16 protein-coding genes and 1 pseudogene are annotated in these 15,530 nt (G+C 62.9%); 11 read left to right on the top strand and 6 right to left on the bottom strand.

Annotated elements, in window-relative coordinates:
- Positions 1-1,659, bottom strand: coding sequence for a sulfatase-like hydrolase/transferase (locus tag P9217_RS17320; protein ID WP_278087340.1), 1,659 nt, complete (start codon positions 1,657-1,659; stop codon positions 1-3).
- 145 nt (positions 1,660-1,804) lie between these two features.
- On the opposite strand from P9217_RS17320, the gene P9217_RS17325 reads away from it, so the two are divergent.
- From P9217_RS17325 to P9217_RS17345, 5 genes and pseudogenes are all read left to right on the top strand, one after another.
- Complete coding sequence (locus tag P9217_RS17325; RefSeq protein WP_095802306.1) at positions 1,805-2,794, top strand: TIM barrel protein; 990 nt, start codon at positions 1,805-1,807, stop codon at positions 2,792-2,794.
- The gene (locus tag P9217_RS17330) at positions 2,791-3,660 is read left to right on the top strand and encodes a MurR/RpiR family transcriptional regulator (protein ID WP_095802307.1); all 870 of its coding nucleotides are present in this window, start codon (positions 2,791-2,793) and stop codon (positions 3,658-3,660) included. The genes P9217_RS17325 and P9217_RS17330 overlap by 4 nt, the downstream gene beginning before the upstream one ends.
- A 13-nt stretch (positions 3,661-3,673) precedes the next feature.
- Positions 3,674-4,609, top strand: coding sequence for a PfkB family carbohydrate kinase (locus tag P9217_RS17335; RefSeq protein WP_278087341.1), 936 nt, complete (start codon positions 3,674-3,676; stop codon positions 4,607-4,609).
- Positions 4,610-4,664: 55 nt separating this feature from the next.
- On the top strand, positions 4,665-5,480 hold the full coding sequence (pcaD, locus tag P9217_RS17340; RefSeq protein WP_278087342.1) for a 3-oxoadipate enol-lactonase: 816 nt from the start codon (positions 4,665-4,667) through the stop codon (positions 5,478-5,480).
- A gap of 59 nt (positions 5,481-5,539) precedes the next feature.
- A pseudogene (locus tag P9217_RS17345) lies at positions 5,540-5,701 on the top strand (4-hydroxybenzoate 3-monooxygenase); the annotation flags it as partial.
- A gap of 13 nt (positions 5,702-5,714) precedes the next feature.
- Here P9217_RS17345 and pcaF read toward each other — a convergent pair.
- The 5 genes from pcaF to P9217_RS17370 all read right to left on the bottom strand — a co-directional run bounded on the left by pcaF (position 5,715) and on the right by P9217_RS17370 (position 10,762).
- Positions 5,715-6,920: a 3-oxoadipyl-CoA thiolase gene (gene pcaF, locus P9217_RS17350; RefSeq protein ID WP_278087343.1), complete on the bottom strand. Its 1,206-nt coding sequence runs from the start codon at positions 6,918-6,920 to the stop codon at positions 5,715-5,717.
- Positions 6,920-7,723: a CoA-transferase subunit beta gene (locus tag P9217_RS17355; RefSeq protein WP_278087344.1), complete on the bottom strand. Its 804-nt coding sequence runs from the start codon at positions 7,721-7,723 to the stop codon at positions 6,920-6,922. Before P9217_RS17355 ends, pcaF begins: the two co-directional genes overlap by 1 nt.
- Positions 7,720-8,577 carry a CoA-transferase gene (locus tag P9217_RS17360; protein WP_278087409.1) on the bottom strand — a complete coding sequence of 286 codons (858 nt, stop codon included), beginning with the start codon at positions 8,575-8,577 and terminating at the stop codon, positions 7,720-7,722. Before P9217_RS17360 ends, P9217_RS17355 begins: the two co-directional genes overlap by 4 nt.
- Before the next feature lie 194 nt (positions 8,578-8,771).
- The gene (locus tag P9217_RS17365) at positions 8,772-8,987 is read right to left on the bottom strand and encodes a hypothetical protein (RefSeq protein WP_245460758.1); all 216 of its coding nucleotides are present in this window, start codon (positions 8,985-8,987) and stop codon (positions 8,772-8,774) included.
- Between the two features lie 191 nt (positions 8,988-9,178).
- Positions 9,179-10,762, bottom strand: coding sequence for a 4-hydroxyphenylacetate 3-hydroxylase N-terminal domain-containing protein (locus P9217_RS17370; protein WP_126061718.1), 1,584 nt, complete (start codon positions 10,760-10,762; stop codon positions 9,179-9,181).
- A 230-nt stretch (positions 10,763-10,992) separates the two neighbouring features.
- Here P9217_RS17370 and P9217_RS17375 point away from each other — a divergent pair, with 230 nt between their 5' ends.
- The 6 genes from P9217_RS17375 (at position 10,993) to P9217_RS17400 (ending at position 15,522) form a co-directional block, all read left to right on the top strand.
- The gene (locus P9217_RS17375; protein ID WP_278087345.1) at positions 10,993-11,598 is read left to right on the top strand and encodes an FAD synthetase family protein; all 606 of its coding nucleotides are present in this window, start codon (positions 10,993-10,995) and stop codon (positions 11,596-11,598) included.
- A complete protein-coding gene (locus tag P9217_RS17380; RefSeq protein ID WP_278087346.1) occupies positions 11,585-12,109 on the top strand; it encodes a flavin reductase family protein in 525 nt (174 codons plus the stop codon). Before P9217_RS17375 ends, P9217_RS17380 begins: the two co-directional genes overlap by 14 nt.
- Before the next feature lie 38 nt (positions 12,110-12,147).
- Positions 12,148-13,017 (top strand): dioxygenase, encoded by an 870-nt coding sequence (locus P9217_RS17385; RefSeq protein WP_278087347.1) that lies wholly within the window; start codon positions 12,148-12,150, stop codon positions 13,015-13,017.
- 59 nt (positions 13,018-13,076) lie between these two features.
- Positions 13,077-14,255, top strand: a complete 1,179-nt coding sequence (locus tag P9217_RS17390) for a muconate/chloromuconate family cycloisomerase (protein ID WP_278087348.1) — start codon at positions 13,077-13,079, stop codon at positions 14,253-14,255.
- 77 nt (positions 14,256-14,332) lie between these two features.
- A complete protein-coding gene (locus tag P9217_RS17395; protein WP_278087349.1) occupies positions 14,333-14,656 on the top strand; it encodes a hypothetical protein in 324 nt (107 codons plus the stop codon).
- Positions 14,653-15,522, top strand: coding sequence for an alpha/beta hydrolase (locus P9217_RS17400; RefSeq protein ID WP_278087350.1), 870 nt, complete (start codon positions 14,653-14,655; stop codon positions 15,520-15,522). The genes P9217_RS17395 and P9217_RS17400 overlap by 4 nt, the downstream gene beginning before the upstream one ends.
- The last annotated feature ends 8 nt before the right edge of the window (positions 15,523-15,530 follow it).

Here is a 15,530-nt window from a genome sequence, read left to right on the forward strand (position 1 = left end):
CTAGTTGCCCCGGCGCGTCAGCCAGCGGCGACGCGCCTCCAGCTGTTCGGCGAGTTCGGCCTCGTCCCAGTAGCCGATGAGCACGCCGGAGCCGATGATCGGGTCGAAATGCCCGACCTTGTCGTCGATCTGTGTCAGCCACTCGTCGGGGACGGTAATGCGGTTGTTGGGCAGCGCCAGCCAGCGCATTAGCATTTTGCGCAGCCGCTCGATATCGCCGGCGGCCGATGGCTCGCGGCCGAGGTCGCGCAATTCGCCCGGGTCGTTGTGGAGATCGAAGAACATCGGCTCGACACCTTCGCCATGGACGAGTTTGAAGCGGCCGTCGGTGATCATGTAGAGCTTGCAGCCCGAAACCGGCATGACGAGCTTCAGCCGCGCCGCATCGCCGCTGTAGTCATATTCGCTGACGGCATAGTTGCGCAGGCTCTTCCGCTCACCCGAAGTCAGCGACAGCAGCGAGCGGCCTTCGAGGACATGCGGCTTGGGCCTGCCGCCGAAATAATCGAGAAAGGTGGGCGCGAGATCGATCATCTCGACCAGCGCGTCCGACGTGGTTCCTCTTGTGACGTCGGCTTCCGGACGAGGATCGTAGACGATCATCGGCACCTTCACCGCGACGTCGTGGAACAGGTATTTCTCGCCGAGCCAATGGTCGCCGAGATAGTCGCCGTGGTCAGAAGTGAAGACGACAAGCGTGTTCTTGAATAGGCCGCGCTTCTCCATGAAGTCGAACAAATGGCCGAGCTGATCGTCGATCTGCTTGATCAGGCCCATGTAGCAGGGAACGACCGTTTCGCGGACCTCATCGCGCGAGAAGTTCTTCGAGTACCGCTCCTGCTGGAAGGCCTCGAAGATCGGGTTTGGCGAGACGCGCTCGGCTTCGCTGCGAACGGGCGGCTGGATGTCCGCCTTGCCGTACATGGCGTGGTAGGGCGCGGGCACGATATAGGGCCAGTGCGGCTTGATGTAGGAAAGATGCGCGCACCAGACTTCGCCCTTGGCCTCGGCGTCCTCAATGAAGCGCATGGCACGGCGCGTCATGTAAGGCGTCTCGGAATGCTCCTCCGGAATGCGCGCCGCCTTGTCGGCATGGACGAGCAGCCAGCCGTTGAAATTCTCGCCATTCTCGCCTTCGCCGGAATTCGCCCAATGCTCCCAAGGATTTTCGGCCTCGAAGCCGTGCTGGCGCAGATAGGAGTCGTAGGCCGGATCGGGGTCGTAGCTGGTCGAGGGGTGCAGGCCGTCATCGCGCTCGAACGGCTCGAAGCCGCATTCCGCGACACGCACGCCGATGACGGAATCCTTGGCGATGCCGAGGCGCTCCATCCCTTCCTCGTCGGCCTTCATATGTGTCTTGCCGATGAGCGCACAACGCACGCCGACCTCGCGCAGATGGTCGCCCAGCGTCGGCTCGTCGACCCTGAGCGGCACGCCATTATGCGTCGAGCCGTGCGAGCGGACGTAGCGGCCGGTATAGGCGCTCATGCGCGAGGGGCCGCAGACCGTCGATTGCACATAGGCATTGGTGAAACGCACGCCGCGGCTGGCGAGCCGGTCGATGTTCGGCGTCTTCAGGCTCTTGTGCCCGGCGCAGCTCAGATAATCGAACCGCAGCTGGTCGCACATGATGAAAAGGACGTTGCGTTTCGAGGTCATTGCTGCCCGTCGGAATGGTTCTCGAACCCGGTAATGCCAGAACAATCAGCGCATGCCAACCAGGGCAGCCAGCCTGTACCGCTCACCAGACAACTTTACAAAATCATTTTTTCATGTGAAGTCTCAGGCATCCCAAGGATTCCAAATGACATCCCACCGTTTTGCCACCCGTCTCAATTCCTTCGCCTCGCGGCCTGAGGCGGAGTGGGCCGGGCTTACCGGGAAGCCCTCGGTGCTGCAGATGGCGGCGCGGGCGGCTAAGGTCGAGGGGCTCACCGATCTCGACCTCAACTTTCCCGACCATATCGGTGAAAACCCCCGGGAAATCGCACGGAGGCTTGGTGATCTCGGGCTTTCCATCAATGGCTTCGCGATGCGCTACTATTCCAATCCCGCCTTCAAGCTCGGCGCGTTCACCAATCCCGATCCGGCAGTGCGGCGTGAAGCCATCGACCTCACCAAGGCTGGCATCAATGCGACGCGAGAGGCGGGCGCCGGTCTCATGACATTGTGGCTGGGGCAGGATGGTTTCGACTACGCTTTCCAGGCCGACTACGCGACACTTTGGCAACACGAAATCGACGGTATTCGTGAAGTTGCGGCGCATGACCCCGATTGCGCCATCAGTCTCGAATATAAGCCGAACGAGCCGCGCTCCTATTCGCTGATGCCGGATGCCGCGACCACGTTGCTGGCGATCCGCGAGGCCGGCCTGCCCAATCTGGGCGTCACCCTCGACTTAGCGCATGTTCTTTATGCCGACGAGCAACCGGCCTTTGCCGCCGCTCTTGTCGCCCGTCACAGCAGGTTGCTCGGCGTTCATCTCAACGATGGCTACGCCAAGCGCGACGACGGCCTGATGGTCGGCGCCGTGCACACGCTGCAGACCATCGAGCTGCTGCGCCAGATACGCAGGGACGGCTACGCCGGTGCCATCTATTTCGACACCTTTCCGGACATGACCGGTCTCGACCCGGTGCGCGAATGCGAGGTCAACATCGCCACCGTCAAGCGCATGTTGCGGGTCGTCGAGCGGCTGGAGCGGGACAATCGGTTGGCGGCTGCCCTCGACGGGCAGGACGCGGTTACCTCGCAGGCTATCGTCCAGGAAATCCTGCTCGGAGCTGCAGGATGACGTCCGCGGATCTCCGGGCCGTGGGGCCGCGCATCCGCATGATGATGCCGCATCTCACACCGCTGGAGGCAAAGGTGGTGGAAACCGTGTTCGGCCGCCGCGGATTCGACGAGACGATCCCTTTGAAGGAGATCGCTGACGAGGCCGGCGTCTCCGAGGCGATGGTGGTGAAGATTGCCAAGAAGCTGGGCTTCTCCGGCTATCGCGACTTCCGGACGGCAGTCTGCGAATACAGCCGCTCGCCGACCGCCGAGATGCACCGGGAACTCTCCGTCGACGACAGTTCGGCCGAGATCGTGCAAAAGGTCTTCCGCACTTCGATACAGGCGCTGGAGGAAACGCTGGCGATCCTTGACATCGGCGATTTCGACCGGGCCGCCGACCTCATCCATCGATCCAGAAATCGCGACTTCTATGGCGTCGGCGGCTCGGCTCAGATCGCCCGGGACGTCTCGCACAAGTTCCTGCGGATCGGCGTCCGCGCGGCGGTTTACGACGATTCCCACATGATGCTCATGTCGGCGTCGCTCCTCGGCGCCGAAGACATTGCCGTCGGCTTTTCCCATTCCGGCAACAGCAGCGCGGTGATTGATGCCGTTCAGCTCGCCAAGAAGAACGGCGCCCGCACGCTTGCCATAACCAACTACGCCAACTCGCCGCTGGCAGCCGAGGCGGATGTCGTGCTCTGCTCGACCGCGCGGGGGTCGCCGCTGATGGGCGAGAATGCGGCCGCCCGTATCGCCCAGCTCAACATCCTGGATGCGCTGTTCGTCGCGGTGGCGCAGCGCGACTACCAGGCGGCGGAGCACAATCTCGGCCGCACCATGTCGGCAGTGACGTCGAAACGGCGAGACAAGTACAGATGAAAGATCGTCGCGGATGAGCGTTGCTTCAGCGGGGCTGGTGGCCGTGTTCGGCAGCCTGCATTACGACATCCTGGTCGACGCACCGGATCGTCCGCGCAAGGGCGAGACGGTGACCGGTTTCGGCTGGCAGCCGAAATGCGGCGGCAAGGGCGGCAATCAGGCTCTGTCGGCGGCGCGCGCGGGGGCGAGGTCGGCGATGATCGGCGCCGTCGGCGACGACGATTTCGGCCGTGCGCTGCTCGCCAATCTCAGCCGCAGCAATGTCGATCACCGCTTCGTGCGAGTAGAACCGGGGATCCGATCAGGCATGAGCGTGGCCATCTTCGACGACGATGGCGACTACGGCGCGGTGATCGTTTCCGGCAGCAATCTGACACTCGGCGAAAAGAATGTCGCGGCGGCCGCCGGTCTGCTCGCGCAGACTTCGGTGCTGTTGCTGCAGAACGAAGTTCCGGAAATCGCCAACATCGCTGCCGCGCGCGCGGCGAAGGCTCACGGCTGCTGCGTCGTGCTCAACGCGGCGCCGGCCCGGCCGCTGCCCGCCGAACTCACCGGGCTCGTCGACATCGTGATCACCAACGCCATAGAGGCGGAGTTCCTGGCCGGCATTCCGGTCGTCGACACGCTTGAAGGCGCAGCTGAGGCAGCGCGGCAATTGGCAATCGTTTATCCGGCTGCAATCGTCACCGCCGGCGGCGATGGCGTCGCCTATCACGATCCCGATGGCCGCGCCTTTGCGCTCGCTGCCATTCCGGTGAAGGTGGTCAGCACCCATGGCGCAGGTGACGAATTCGTCGGTGCCTTTGCGGCTGCGCTTGCTCGCGGCGAGCCCACCGAGGCCGCCATCGCCGCCGCGAATGCCGCCGCCGCCCTGCTGGTCTCGACCCCAGAGGCGGATCGCCAGACGCCCCCTCAAAAGATCCAAGATGGCGTGCACCGTCCAGAGTAGCCTCGGTTTACCGATCTAGACAACTGGTGCAATGTTGGTTTGGAGGATCGAGATCGTGCCATTCGTCAGTATCGGCGGCATTACGTTGCACCATCGCCTTATCGCCGGGACGGCTGCTGCGCGCCCGATCATCTTCATCAATTCGCTCGGCACCGACTTCCGGATCTGGGACGATGTCGTCGCACGGCTTGCCGGTGAGATGCCGATGCTCGTCTATGACAAGCGCGGCCACGGGCTTTCCGACATCGGCAGCGGCGTGCGCTCGATCGACGACCATGTCGACGATCTGAGCGCGCTCATCGATTGCTTCGGCTTCCAGAAGGTCGTGCTTTTTGGCCTGTCGGTCGGCGGCATGGTCGCGCAGGGGTTCTATGCACGGCGGCCCGAACTCGTCGAAGCGCTGATCCTCAGCGACACCGCGCACAAAATAGGTACCGCCGAGAGCTGGAACAGCCGCATCGCGACGGTCGAGCGTGACGGCATCGAGGCGATTGCCGATGGCATCATGAAGGTGTGGTTCACGCCGGATTTTCATGCCAACCGCGCCGCCGAGCTTGCCGGTTGCCGCAACATGCTGACCAGGCAGGCGCTGCCGGGTTACATCGGCACGTGTATGGCGGTTCGCGATGCGGATTTCACCGACAGCGCGCGCCGCATCGCGGTGCCGACGCTCTGCATCGTCGGCGACCAGGACGGCTCGACGCCGCCCGATCTCGTGCGCTCGCTTGCCGACCTGATCCCCGGCGCGCGCTTCGAGGTGATCCGCGGCGCCGGGCACATTCCCTGCATCGAGCAGCCCGACGCGCTCGTCGCCCTGATCCGCGCCTTCGTCGCGTCGTTGCCTGAGGGAAAGCATCTCCATGGGCGATGACGCAAACAATACCAACGGATCCCGGACCGGGCTCGAGGGCGACGCATCGCATCGATTGCGAGGCGGTGCGCTTCTCCTGGTGGATGACGACGATCCTTCACCGCTTCCCCGAGGCGGGTGAGTTCGGTCAGCGCATCCAGGAAGCCGAGCTCAATTATCTCGTACACTCCAGCGCCGCCTCGACCGCGCTGGCGGAGAACTATGTCGGCCTGCCTTACTGAGCGGGCCGAGCCGTCAGACCCGTTCCAGTGCAATCGCAATGCCCTGGCCAACGCCGATGCACATGGTGGCCAAAGCGCAGCGTCCGCCGCGCTCGCGCAGCTCCAGCGCCGCCGTGCCGGTGATGCGCGCGCCCGACATGCCAAGCGGATGACCGAGCGCGATGGCGCCGCCGTTGGGGTTCACATGCTTCGCCTGCTCGGAAATTCCGAGTTCGCGCAGCACGGCAATGCCTTGCGAGGCGAAGGCTTCGTTCAACTCGACGACGTCGAATTGGTCAGGCCTCAAGCCGAGACGGGCGCAGAGCTTTTTGGTTGCCGGCGCGGGACCGATACCCATGATGCGCGGCGCGACGCCGGCAACAGCACCGCCGAGAATGCGGGCGATCGGCGTCAGGCCATGTTTCCTGGCAGCCGCTTCGGAGGCGATGATCAGCGCAGCAGCACCATCATTGACGCCGGAGGCATTGCCGGCGGTCACCGTGCCGCCCTGGCGGAACGGCGTCGGCAGCTTGGCCAGCGCCTCGATGGTCGTGCCGGCGCGGGGATGCTCGTCCTTCGAGACGACGATTGGCTCGCCCTTTTTTTGCGGGATCGCCGCCGGCGTGATCTCCTTCGCCAGCCGGCCATTGGCCTGCGCCGCAACAGCCTTGTCCTGGCTGCGCACGGCAAAGGCGTCCTGGTCGGCTCTGCTGACCGAAAACTCCTCGGCGACGTTCTCGCCGGTCTCCGGCATGGAATCGACGCCGTACTGCTTCTTCATCAGCGGGTTGACGAAGCGCCAGCCGATGGTGGTGTCGTAGATCTCGGCATTGCGCGAGAAGGCGGTGTCGGCCTTCGGCATGACGAAGGGCGCGCGGCTCATCGATTCCACCCCGCCGGCAATCATCAGCTCGGCCTCGCCGGCCCTGATGGCCCGGGCGGCGATGGTGACGGCATCCATGCCCGAGCCACAGAGCCGATTGATCGTGGAGCCCGGAATGTCCTGGGGAAGGCAGGCCAGCAGCAACGCCATCCGCGCCACGTTGCGGTTGTCCTCGCCGGCCTGGTTGGCGCAGCCAAAGACGACGTCGTCGACCGCGGCCCAGTCGACGCCCAGGTTGCGCTCGACCAACGCTTTCAGCGGAATGGCGGCGAGATCGTCGGCTCGCACCGAGGACAGCGCGCCGCCGAAACGGCCGATCGGCGTGCGGATATAGTCGCAGATGAAGGCATCAGTCATTATGCAGCTTTCCCTTTGGCGGTACCTGCATGCGCGGCCTTGGTGCGGGCCTGCAGGTCGCGCAATGTCTTCAGCTCGAGCTCCGATGGCGACGGCGTCTCGTCAAGGGCCTCAGCGAACTTGACCGTCCAGCCACAAGTCTCCTGCACCTGCACGCGCGTGACGCCGGGATGCAGCGAGACCACGGTGAACTCCTTGGTCACCGGGTTGGGCTTCCAGATGGCGAGGTCGGTGATCAAAAGCGTCGGGCCGGCCGTGTCGATGCCGAGGCGCTTGCGGTGGTCGCCGCCCTCGCCATGGCCGAAGGAGGTGAAGAAGTCGATCTTCTCGACCATGCCGCGCTTCGACTGCGCCATGGTGATGTAGACCTCTCTCGACGAGGTGGCGATCTCCGGCGCGCCGCCGCCGCCGGGCAGGCGGGTCTTGGGATGCGCATAGTTGCCGATGACGGTGGTGTTGATGTTGCCGAACTTGTCGAGCTGGGCGGCACCGAGGAAGCCGATCGAGATGCGGCCGCCCTGCAGCCAATAGCGGAACATCTCCGGCACAGCGACCGTGGTGACCGCCGTCTCGCACAATTCGCCGTCGCCGATCGACAGCGGCAAAACGTCGGGCGCTGTGCCGATGGTGCCGCTTTCATAGATCAGCGTGATGTCCGGCGCGTGCGTCAGCCGCGCGACGTTGCAGGCGGCCGACGGCGCCCCGATGCCGACGAAGCAGACATCGTCGTTTCTCAGCGCACGGCTGGCGGTGATCGTCATGATCTCGTTGGGGGTGAAGCCGAGGTTAGACGCTTCGCTCATGCGACTTTCCTCAGATGCTCGACGCGGCCGGCAAAATCGTCCGCGCTGCTCTCGATGACATTCTTCCGGATCCACGCCTGGAAGCGGTCGCGGTCGGCGGCGATCTCGTCCCACTCGAGATAGGCGGCGTTGTCGCGCTCGTAATAGCCATGCGTGTAGGAGGGATGCGCGCCGCCCGGCACGACCGCGATCGCGGCGATCGTCCAACTCGGCAGCACGGTGAGGTTGGGGTGGAGATTGTCGAAAGTGTCGACCACTTCCTCGACTGTCACCACGGCGCGCTTTGCGGCAAGAACAGCTTCCTTCTGGATGCCGATGATGCCCTCGACCAGCACATTGCCTTTTCGGTCCGCCTTCTGGGCGTGAATGAAGGTTACGTCCGGCCGGATCGCGGGAACAGCGGCCAGCACCTCGCCGGTGAAGGGGCAAGTGACCGATTTGATGTTCGGATTGACCGCAGCCAGGCCTGCGCCGCGATAACCGCGGAATACCGCGCAGGGCAGGCCGGCGGCGCCCGCCTCATAGGCGTTGGCCATGCCGGCATGGCTGTGCTCCTCGACCTCGATCGATCGCGGAAAACCGTTCTCGATGGCGTCGCGGACGCGCCTGAGCAGGCCGACGCCCGGATTACCGAGATAGGAGAAGACGATCTTCTTCGCCATGCCCATGCCGATCATCTGGTCGTAGATCAGGTCGGGCGTCATGCGGATCAGCGTCAGGTCGCGAAAGCCCTGGCGGATCGCCTCATGCGCGGCGGCGGTCGGGATCAGATGGGTGAAGCCCTCGAAGGCGACCGCGTCGCCGTCGTGGAGATTTTCCGCGACGGCCTCCTTCAGCGGCAGGAACTTGACCATCGTGGCGGCTCCGGGGATTTCAGTTTGCATTGCGGACACAAGTTTTCCATGGGCAATGCTGCGCGTCGAGAAATTCTTCGTTTGATTAGCAAGGCTAACCGCCGAAAGTCGGCGCTGCCCCTCATCGCCCTGCCGGTGTCCAACCGATAGATGGGTAACACTTTGAACCGGATACATAGGTAACAGTTCTCCCCCTATGCGTCCGTCGCAGCGCCAAGCGGATTGGTTGGCGCGGCGCTGCGACGGACAAACTTCATACGTCTGTTGTCGATAATGCCGAGCGGATGGGCATGGAAGGAAAGTGCCCATTGGCCGTCCTCGGTTTCAATCGCGGCGACGGCTTCGCCGGCCAGTGATTGTGAGACATAGATAAAGCCGCCATTCCATCTGATCTCGCCATTGTGGCGCACGCGGCGGACCGCGGCCTCGGCCGGGTAGTAAGGGGCCGAGCGTGGTGGAAAGTGGAGTTGGTTTAGGTTCGCTCGCCCCGGGCCGCACGTAGGTCCACGGCAAGCATTTTTCCCCGGTCTCGCAGCCTTGTCATGGGGCCTCGGAGAGGAGGGTTGGGACCGCTCCTCCACGAGGGAACGGTCCCATCATCCTACGCCGCCTGAACGGTGCCTCGGCCGACGAGGCTGATGTCGTCCGGATTGATGAGGTCCGAACTCGTCCAGCCGGAAAGATCATATTCGCTCATGCAGTCCTTCACGATCGATTGCATCGAAGCCAGATCTCCGGTCGCGGCAGCGGCGTTCAGGGTTTCAATCCTCAGGTTCTCATAGTTGCCGGCATAGTTTCGTTCATACAGTTCGTGTCGTCCGCCGAATTCGGTTCCGATGGCGTCCCAAAGCAGTTTCAGCAGCTTGACGCGGTCAAGCGCTGCGTAACCGTTCGAACCGCGCACGAAGCGGTCGAGATAGGGCCGGATCGCCTCGCTCTCGAAATCGGCTGAACTCGACGGCAGGTAGATCAGGCCGCTGGCGACGTGCCGTTCGATGAGCTCCTTGATCCTGGGGTAAGCCACCGGTGCCAGCACGCGGTAAGCAAGCCCGGCATTGAGGTTGGGGAGGTTGTAGCCGTCGGTACCGTCCCATGGAACCGGCGATTTGACCATGGCGTCGCCGAGCGCATGGAAGGTGTTGCGCCATGCGATGACTTCGCCGACGCCTGCCTGGACGCCGCGAAAGTCCTTTGATCCCGTCGCCTCGACAGCCATCGAAAACAATCCGGCGATGAAGTCCAGTTTCACCGACAGGCGCGTCAGGCCATGCAGGGTGAAGCGCGGGACGAAGCCGGATGCCGGGAAGAACTGGTTGATCTTGTCGACGTCGCCATAGATGAAGATGTTTTCCCACGGAACCAGAACCTTGTCGAAGACCAGGATCGAGTCGTTCTCGTCCAGACGGCTGGAGAGCGGATAGTCGAAGGGCGATCCGGTTGCCGCCGCGTTGAACTCGTAGGACGAGCGGGCGATCAGCTTGATGCCGGGCGAGTCCATGGGCGCGGTGAAGATCAGCGCGAAGGACTTGTCCTTAATCGGGATGCCGTAATGGGCGATGAAGTTGTAGTGGGTCAGCGCCGAGCCGGTCGCCACGACTTTCGCGCCCGACACAACCACCCCCTTGTCCGTTTCCTTGTCCACATGCATGAACACGTCGCGGACTTCCTCAATCGGGCGGTCCCGGTCGATCGGAGGGTTGACGATGGCGTGGTTCCAGTAATCGAGACGTTCCTGGGTGCGGGCATACCAGTTGCGGGCGTTCCCGGCATAGTCTCCGTAGAAGGCCGAATTGGCGCCGAGCGTGCCAAGGAAAGAAGCCTTGTAGTCGGGCGAACGTCCCATCCAACCGTAGGAAACCTTCTGCAAATCGGCGATCGCATCGCGCGACCTGACCAGATCCTCGGTGGTCTTGGAGCCGAGGAAAAAGGGGTGCGTCAGCTTCCCCGAGCCGGTGTCCGTCAACACGCCGATCTCGTTCTTCTTTTCGTGGAAGCGGTCGTACCAGCGCGCAACCATGCGGGCCGAGTTGCGGAATGCCGGATGTTGGGTGACATTCTTGACCCGCTCGCCATAAATATAGATTTCGCGGCCGTCCTGGATGCTCTCCAGGAATTCGGAACCGGTGTAGGCATCGGTTCCTGGTGCTTGGGTATCAAGCACCGGCTTGGTAGCCAGATTATGCATATCCTGTACTCCTCCATTGGGCCGGACCGGGCATTCGCTAGCCGGCGTCGGGCTTAGAAAAGGGTTCCTCTTCCCTTTCGAGGCCGGAGGCTACGCGCCGAAGAAGTGCTAATGATAGGTATCATGCGATACCGGATCGGGTATCGCTGGCGTCGCGACCTAGCGTTAGATTTCTTACGTCGACGGTGCCGAGAGGATGGCGCCGCCGGTCGCGAACATGGGAGGAGACCATGGTTCACCCCAGACAAATCGAGACGTCCGTCCATCGTGAGAACGTGCTCAGGCTTTCCGCCAGCGTCCTGACGATCGGATCGTTCGACGGCGTGCATCGCGGGCATCAGGAACTGATCGGAACGGCGGTCATCGCGGCCCGCACGCTCGGTGTCGCGTCGGTGGTCTACACGTTCGACCCGCCTCCCAAGGCGCTGCTGTGCGGCGTCCGGCCGCTGACGTCGATCGAGGACAAGTTGGCGAGGATCAGCCTGCTGGGACCGGACCACATCATCGTCGCTCGCTTCGACGCGGCGTATCGGGCCCGCACCGCAGGTGACTTCGTCGGCGAGATCGGCGCACTGACACCGCGGGTCATCTGGGTCGGAGCAGACTTCCGGTTCGGTTCCTGCAAGAGCGGCGATCCGCTGCTCCTCGCTCGCTACTTCGACACCCGCATCCTTCCGGCCGAGCGTTGCGAGGCCGGAGAGATCGTGTCGAGCTCGCGTATCCGCGCCCTGAGGGCCGCGGGACGCTCAGTCGAGGCCGAGATACTCGAAGGTTGGTCGGGCCACTCATACGCGCGTGCTGTTCATGCAAGCGGAGGATCACATGTCACCGCTTGAGCAACGGACGTTCCGCGACGCATGCGGGCTTTTCGCCACGGGGGTCAACGTCGTCACCACCCATTGGGATGGACACGACCACGGGATGACCGCCAATGCATTCATGTCGATCTCGCTCGACCCGCCGCTGATTGCGATCTCGATCGCCGAGAAGGCCCGCATGCTTGGAAAAATACAGGCCTCGGGCCGATTTGCTGTCAGTGTTCTGGCGTCCGGCAAGGACAAGATCGCCTGGCATTTTGCAGGCAAGCCCAATCCCGAGCTTCACGGCCTCTTCGGTTCGCTCGACGGGCTGCCGGTCGTCCGCGGCGCGCTCGCCACCTTTTCGGCGGAAGTTCGCGACGAGATCCTTGCCGGCGATCACACGATCTTCGTCGGCCACGTCCGGGCGCTCAACTGGGACAGCGATGCCGATCCGCTGCTGTTCTTCAAAGGCAAGTTCGGCGCGCTCGAAGACACCCGCAAGGCCCCTGCAAGCATGCCGCAGATCGAAACTGAACTCATGTGGTGACCCCAAAAAAACCCACGCTGCCATTCAAGGAGGAAAATATGCGCAATGTGACCCAGCAAAACATCTCGGACGTTGTGATCGCAGCCTTGTCTTCGGATATCCCGGCGCGCAATCGCCAGATTCTTGAGAATCTGATCCGGCACATCCATGCGTTTTGCATCGACACCAAGGTGACGCATGCCGAACTGATCCAGGCCTGCCAGTTCCTGGTTCGCGCCGGACACATCTCGGATGACGCCCGCAACGAATTCATCCTGCTTTCCGACATCCTCGGAATAGAGGTTCTCGTCGACATGCTCGACCACACCGTCACGGACGGTGAAAGCGAGTCGACTGTGCTTGGGCCATTCTATCGCGAGAATCCGCCGGTGCTGCCGAAAGGCGCCTCGATCGTCCAGAAGAGCTTCGAAGGCTGTCAGAGCGTGCGCGTCAGCGGCGCAATCAGCGACACGTCGGGGCGCCCCATTCCGGGCGTCATCATCGATGTGTGGGAAGACGCTCCGAACGGTCTCTACGAACAGCAGGATCCGGAGCAGCCCGATTATAATTTGCGGGGCCGTTTCCTCACCGATGAAGAGGGCCGGTACGAATTCGTCGGTATCCGCCCGGCGCCATATCCAATTCCCTACGATGGGGCGGCCGGCGAGTTGCTGAACTATATGGGCCACCATCCGTGGCGGCCGGGGCATATCCACTTCATGATCCAGAAGGACGGTTACCAAAGCCTGGTGTCGCAGATCTACGACGCCGACACGAAGTACCTCGACAACGATGCGGTCTTCGCCGTCAAGGAAAGCCTGATCGGCAAGTTGCACAAAGCGCCTGCCGGCTCGGACACGGACTTGGTCATGGAATTCGACTTCAAGCTCAAGCCGAAGGCTGCCGCAATCGCCGTCGCGGCCGAATAACAGTCAGCAATCGACCCGCCTGGTGGTTGCCCAGACGGGTCCTCGCGAGGGCAGTCGGTATGTCGATCAACGTCACCGAGAACATTCCACCCCGCGCCGCTCCCATCGAGCTTGGGCGCGACACGCGGATCAGATCGATTGTCGCGACCATCATCGAGGCGCCGACAGTCCGTCGCCACAAGCTTTCGAATACCGAGATAGCGCACCAAGGGTTCGTCCTCGTACGCGTCCAGCTTGAAAACGGCATTACCGGGATTGGTGAGGCCTCCACGCTCGGAGGACCGCGCTGGGCCGAAGAAAGCGTGGAATCCATCTGGGCCGCCATAGCGAACTACCTCGAACCTGCGCTCGTTGGTCAGAACGCCATGCTCTTCGAAGCCAATGCGGTGCGCATGGCCAAGGCCGCAACGCGCAATTTCGCGGCAAAAGCAGCGGTGGAGTCGGCGCTCTTCGACGCCGTCGGCCATACGCTCGGCCTGCCTGTCAGTGCCTTGCTTGGCGGACAGGTCAGAGATCGCATGGGTGTCATCTGGGCGCTTGCCTCGGGTGATGCCGGGCAAGAACTCGAGGAGGCGAGGGAAAAGCTCCGGCTGCGCCACCACAAGGATTTCAAGATCAAGCTCGGCTTCAACTCGCCGGATGCCGACATCGTGCGCTTGCAACATCTTCGTGCCGGCCTGGGTGACGACGTGAAGCTGATCGTCGATGTCAATCAGGCTTGGACCGAGGCGCTTTGCATCCGGCTTTTTCCTGCGCTTGAGGAACTCAATGTCGCGTTGATCGAGCAGCCCGTTCAAGCAAGCCAACGCGAAGCGATGGCGCGCGTCGCGGCCCGCACGCACATTCCGCTTCTCATCGACGAGGCCGCGTTCACCAATTCGGAGCTGGCCAGCGTGGCGACGCAGGCCTGCGGCAGCGTCTATTCGCTGAAGCTGGTCAAAAGCGGCGGCCTCCTGGAGCTCAAGCGGGCTGCCGGTATCGCCCAGGCGTTCGGAATCGAGCTCTACGGCGGGTGCCTGCTGGAGAGCAGCATCGGCGCCGCGGCCCACATGGCCGTCTTCTCGACGCTGCCTCACCTCGAATGGGGAAGCGAACATTTCGGTCCGCGAATCCTGGTCGAGGATCTCGTCGCTACGCCGCTGGTGTTCGAGGAGTTCGAAATACGCGTGCCGGCCGGGCCGGGGCTCGGTGTGACGCTGGACGAGGACAAGGTGCGCATGATGGCGCGTAAGATGTGAGACCGACCATGCCGCGCGTTCGAAACTTACGCCAGCGACTCGACGACATGGCGGCCGCCCTCGAGCGGAGACCTCATTTGCTGCGGCTTGGCCGCCTCTTCAACGAAACCATTCTGATCGAGGTCGACCAGGACGAATTCTATCTGACCTTCGAGAAGGGAAAGGTTGTCGAGATCAAGGAAGGTCCGAGCAAGAAGCTTCCGTGGCGGTTTGCGCTGCGAGCGAAGGGCGATGCATTGCGCGAATTCTGGCAACCTCTGCCTAAGCCGGGGTTCCATGACATTTTCGGCCTGGTGAAATACGGAAACGGCAGCATCGACGGCGATATCCTGACGCTGGTCAAGAACTTGCGGTACTTCAAGGAATTCATGGCGCTGGGACGCAAGGAGGGTTTCTCATGAAATCTTCGATCGAGCCGATCGTCGGCCGCTATGTCAATGTGACGGTTGGAAATGCCCGGCAGCGCATCTACTTCGAGGAAGCCGGCCAGGGCCGTCCGGTCGTGTGCCTTCACACCGCGGGCGCCGACACGCGGCAGTGGCGGTCCGTCCTGAACGACCAGGCGTTCACCAGATCCCACCGGTTCATCGCCTTCGACATGCCCTGGCATGGAAAGTCGCTGCCGCCGGAGGGATTCGAGACCGAAGAGTATCTGCTCTCGACCGAGACCTACATGGAGACGGTGCTGGCATTCTGCCGTGCGGCAGGGCTGGAAAAGCCTTTGCTGGCCGGATGTTCGATGGGTGGGAGGATTGCGCTGCAACTGGCAGCCCTCCATCCTGAATCCTTTTCGGGTTTCATCGCGATCGAGGCGTCCGATTTCCAGCCGGCATGGTATGACATCAACTGGTTTCACCGGCCCGATGCGCATGGCGGCGAAATGGGCGCCGCCCTGGTCTCGGCCAACATCGCGCCGCAGGCGCCCGACGCAGAGCGTTGGACCACACTGTGGATGTTCATGCAGTCCGGGCCAGGCGTTTTTCGGGGAGACCTCAGCTTTTACACGTCCGATGACAGCCTCGTCGGCCGGCTCGCGTCCATCGACACGCGGCGCACGCCCGTCCATATCATGTGCGGCGAGTACGACATGACCTGCACTCCTGAAGACGCGCGACGCACGGCAGCCGCGATCAAGGGTTCCACTCTTGCGATCATGAAGGATCTTGGTCATTTTCCGATGAGCGAGAACCCTACTGCCTTCAGGGCCTATTTCAAGGAGGCGCTGGAAAGGGTCACGCGGGTGCCTGCGCGGCTGATGGACGCCTGACAAACGGC

The sequence above is a fragment of the Mesorhizobium sp. WSM4989 genome, from assembly GCF_029625795.1.
Taxonomy (GTDB): domain Bacteria; phylum Pseudomonadota; class Alphaproteobacteria; order Rhizobiales; family Rhizobiaceae; genus Mesorhizobium.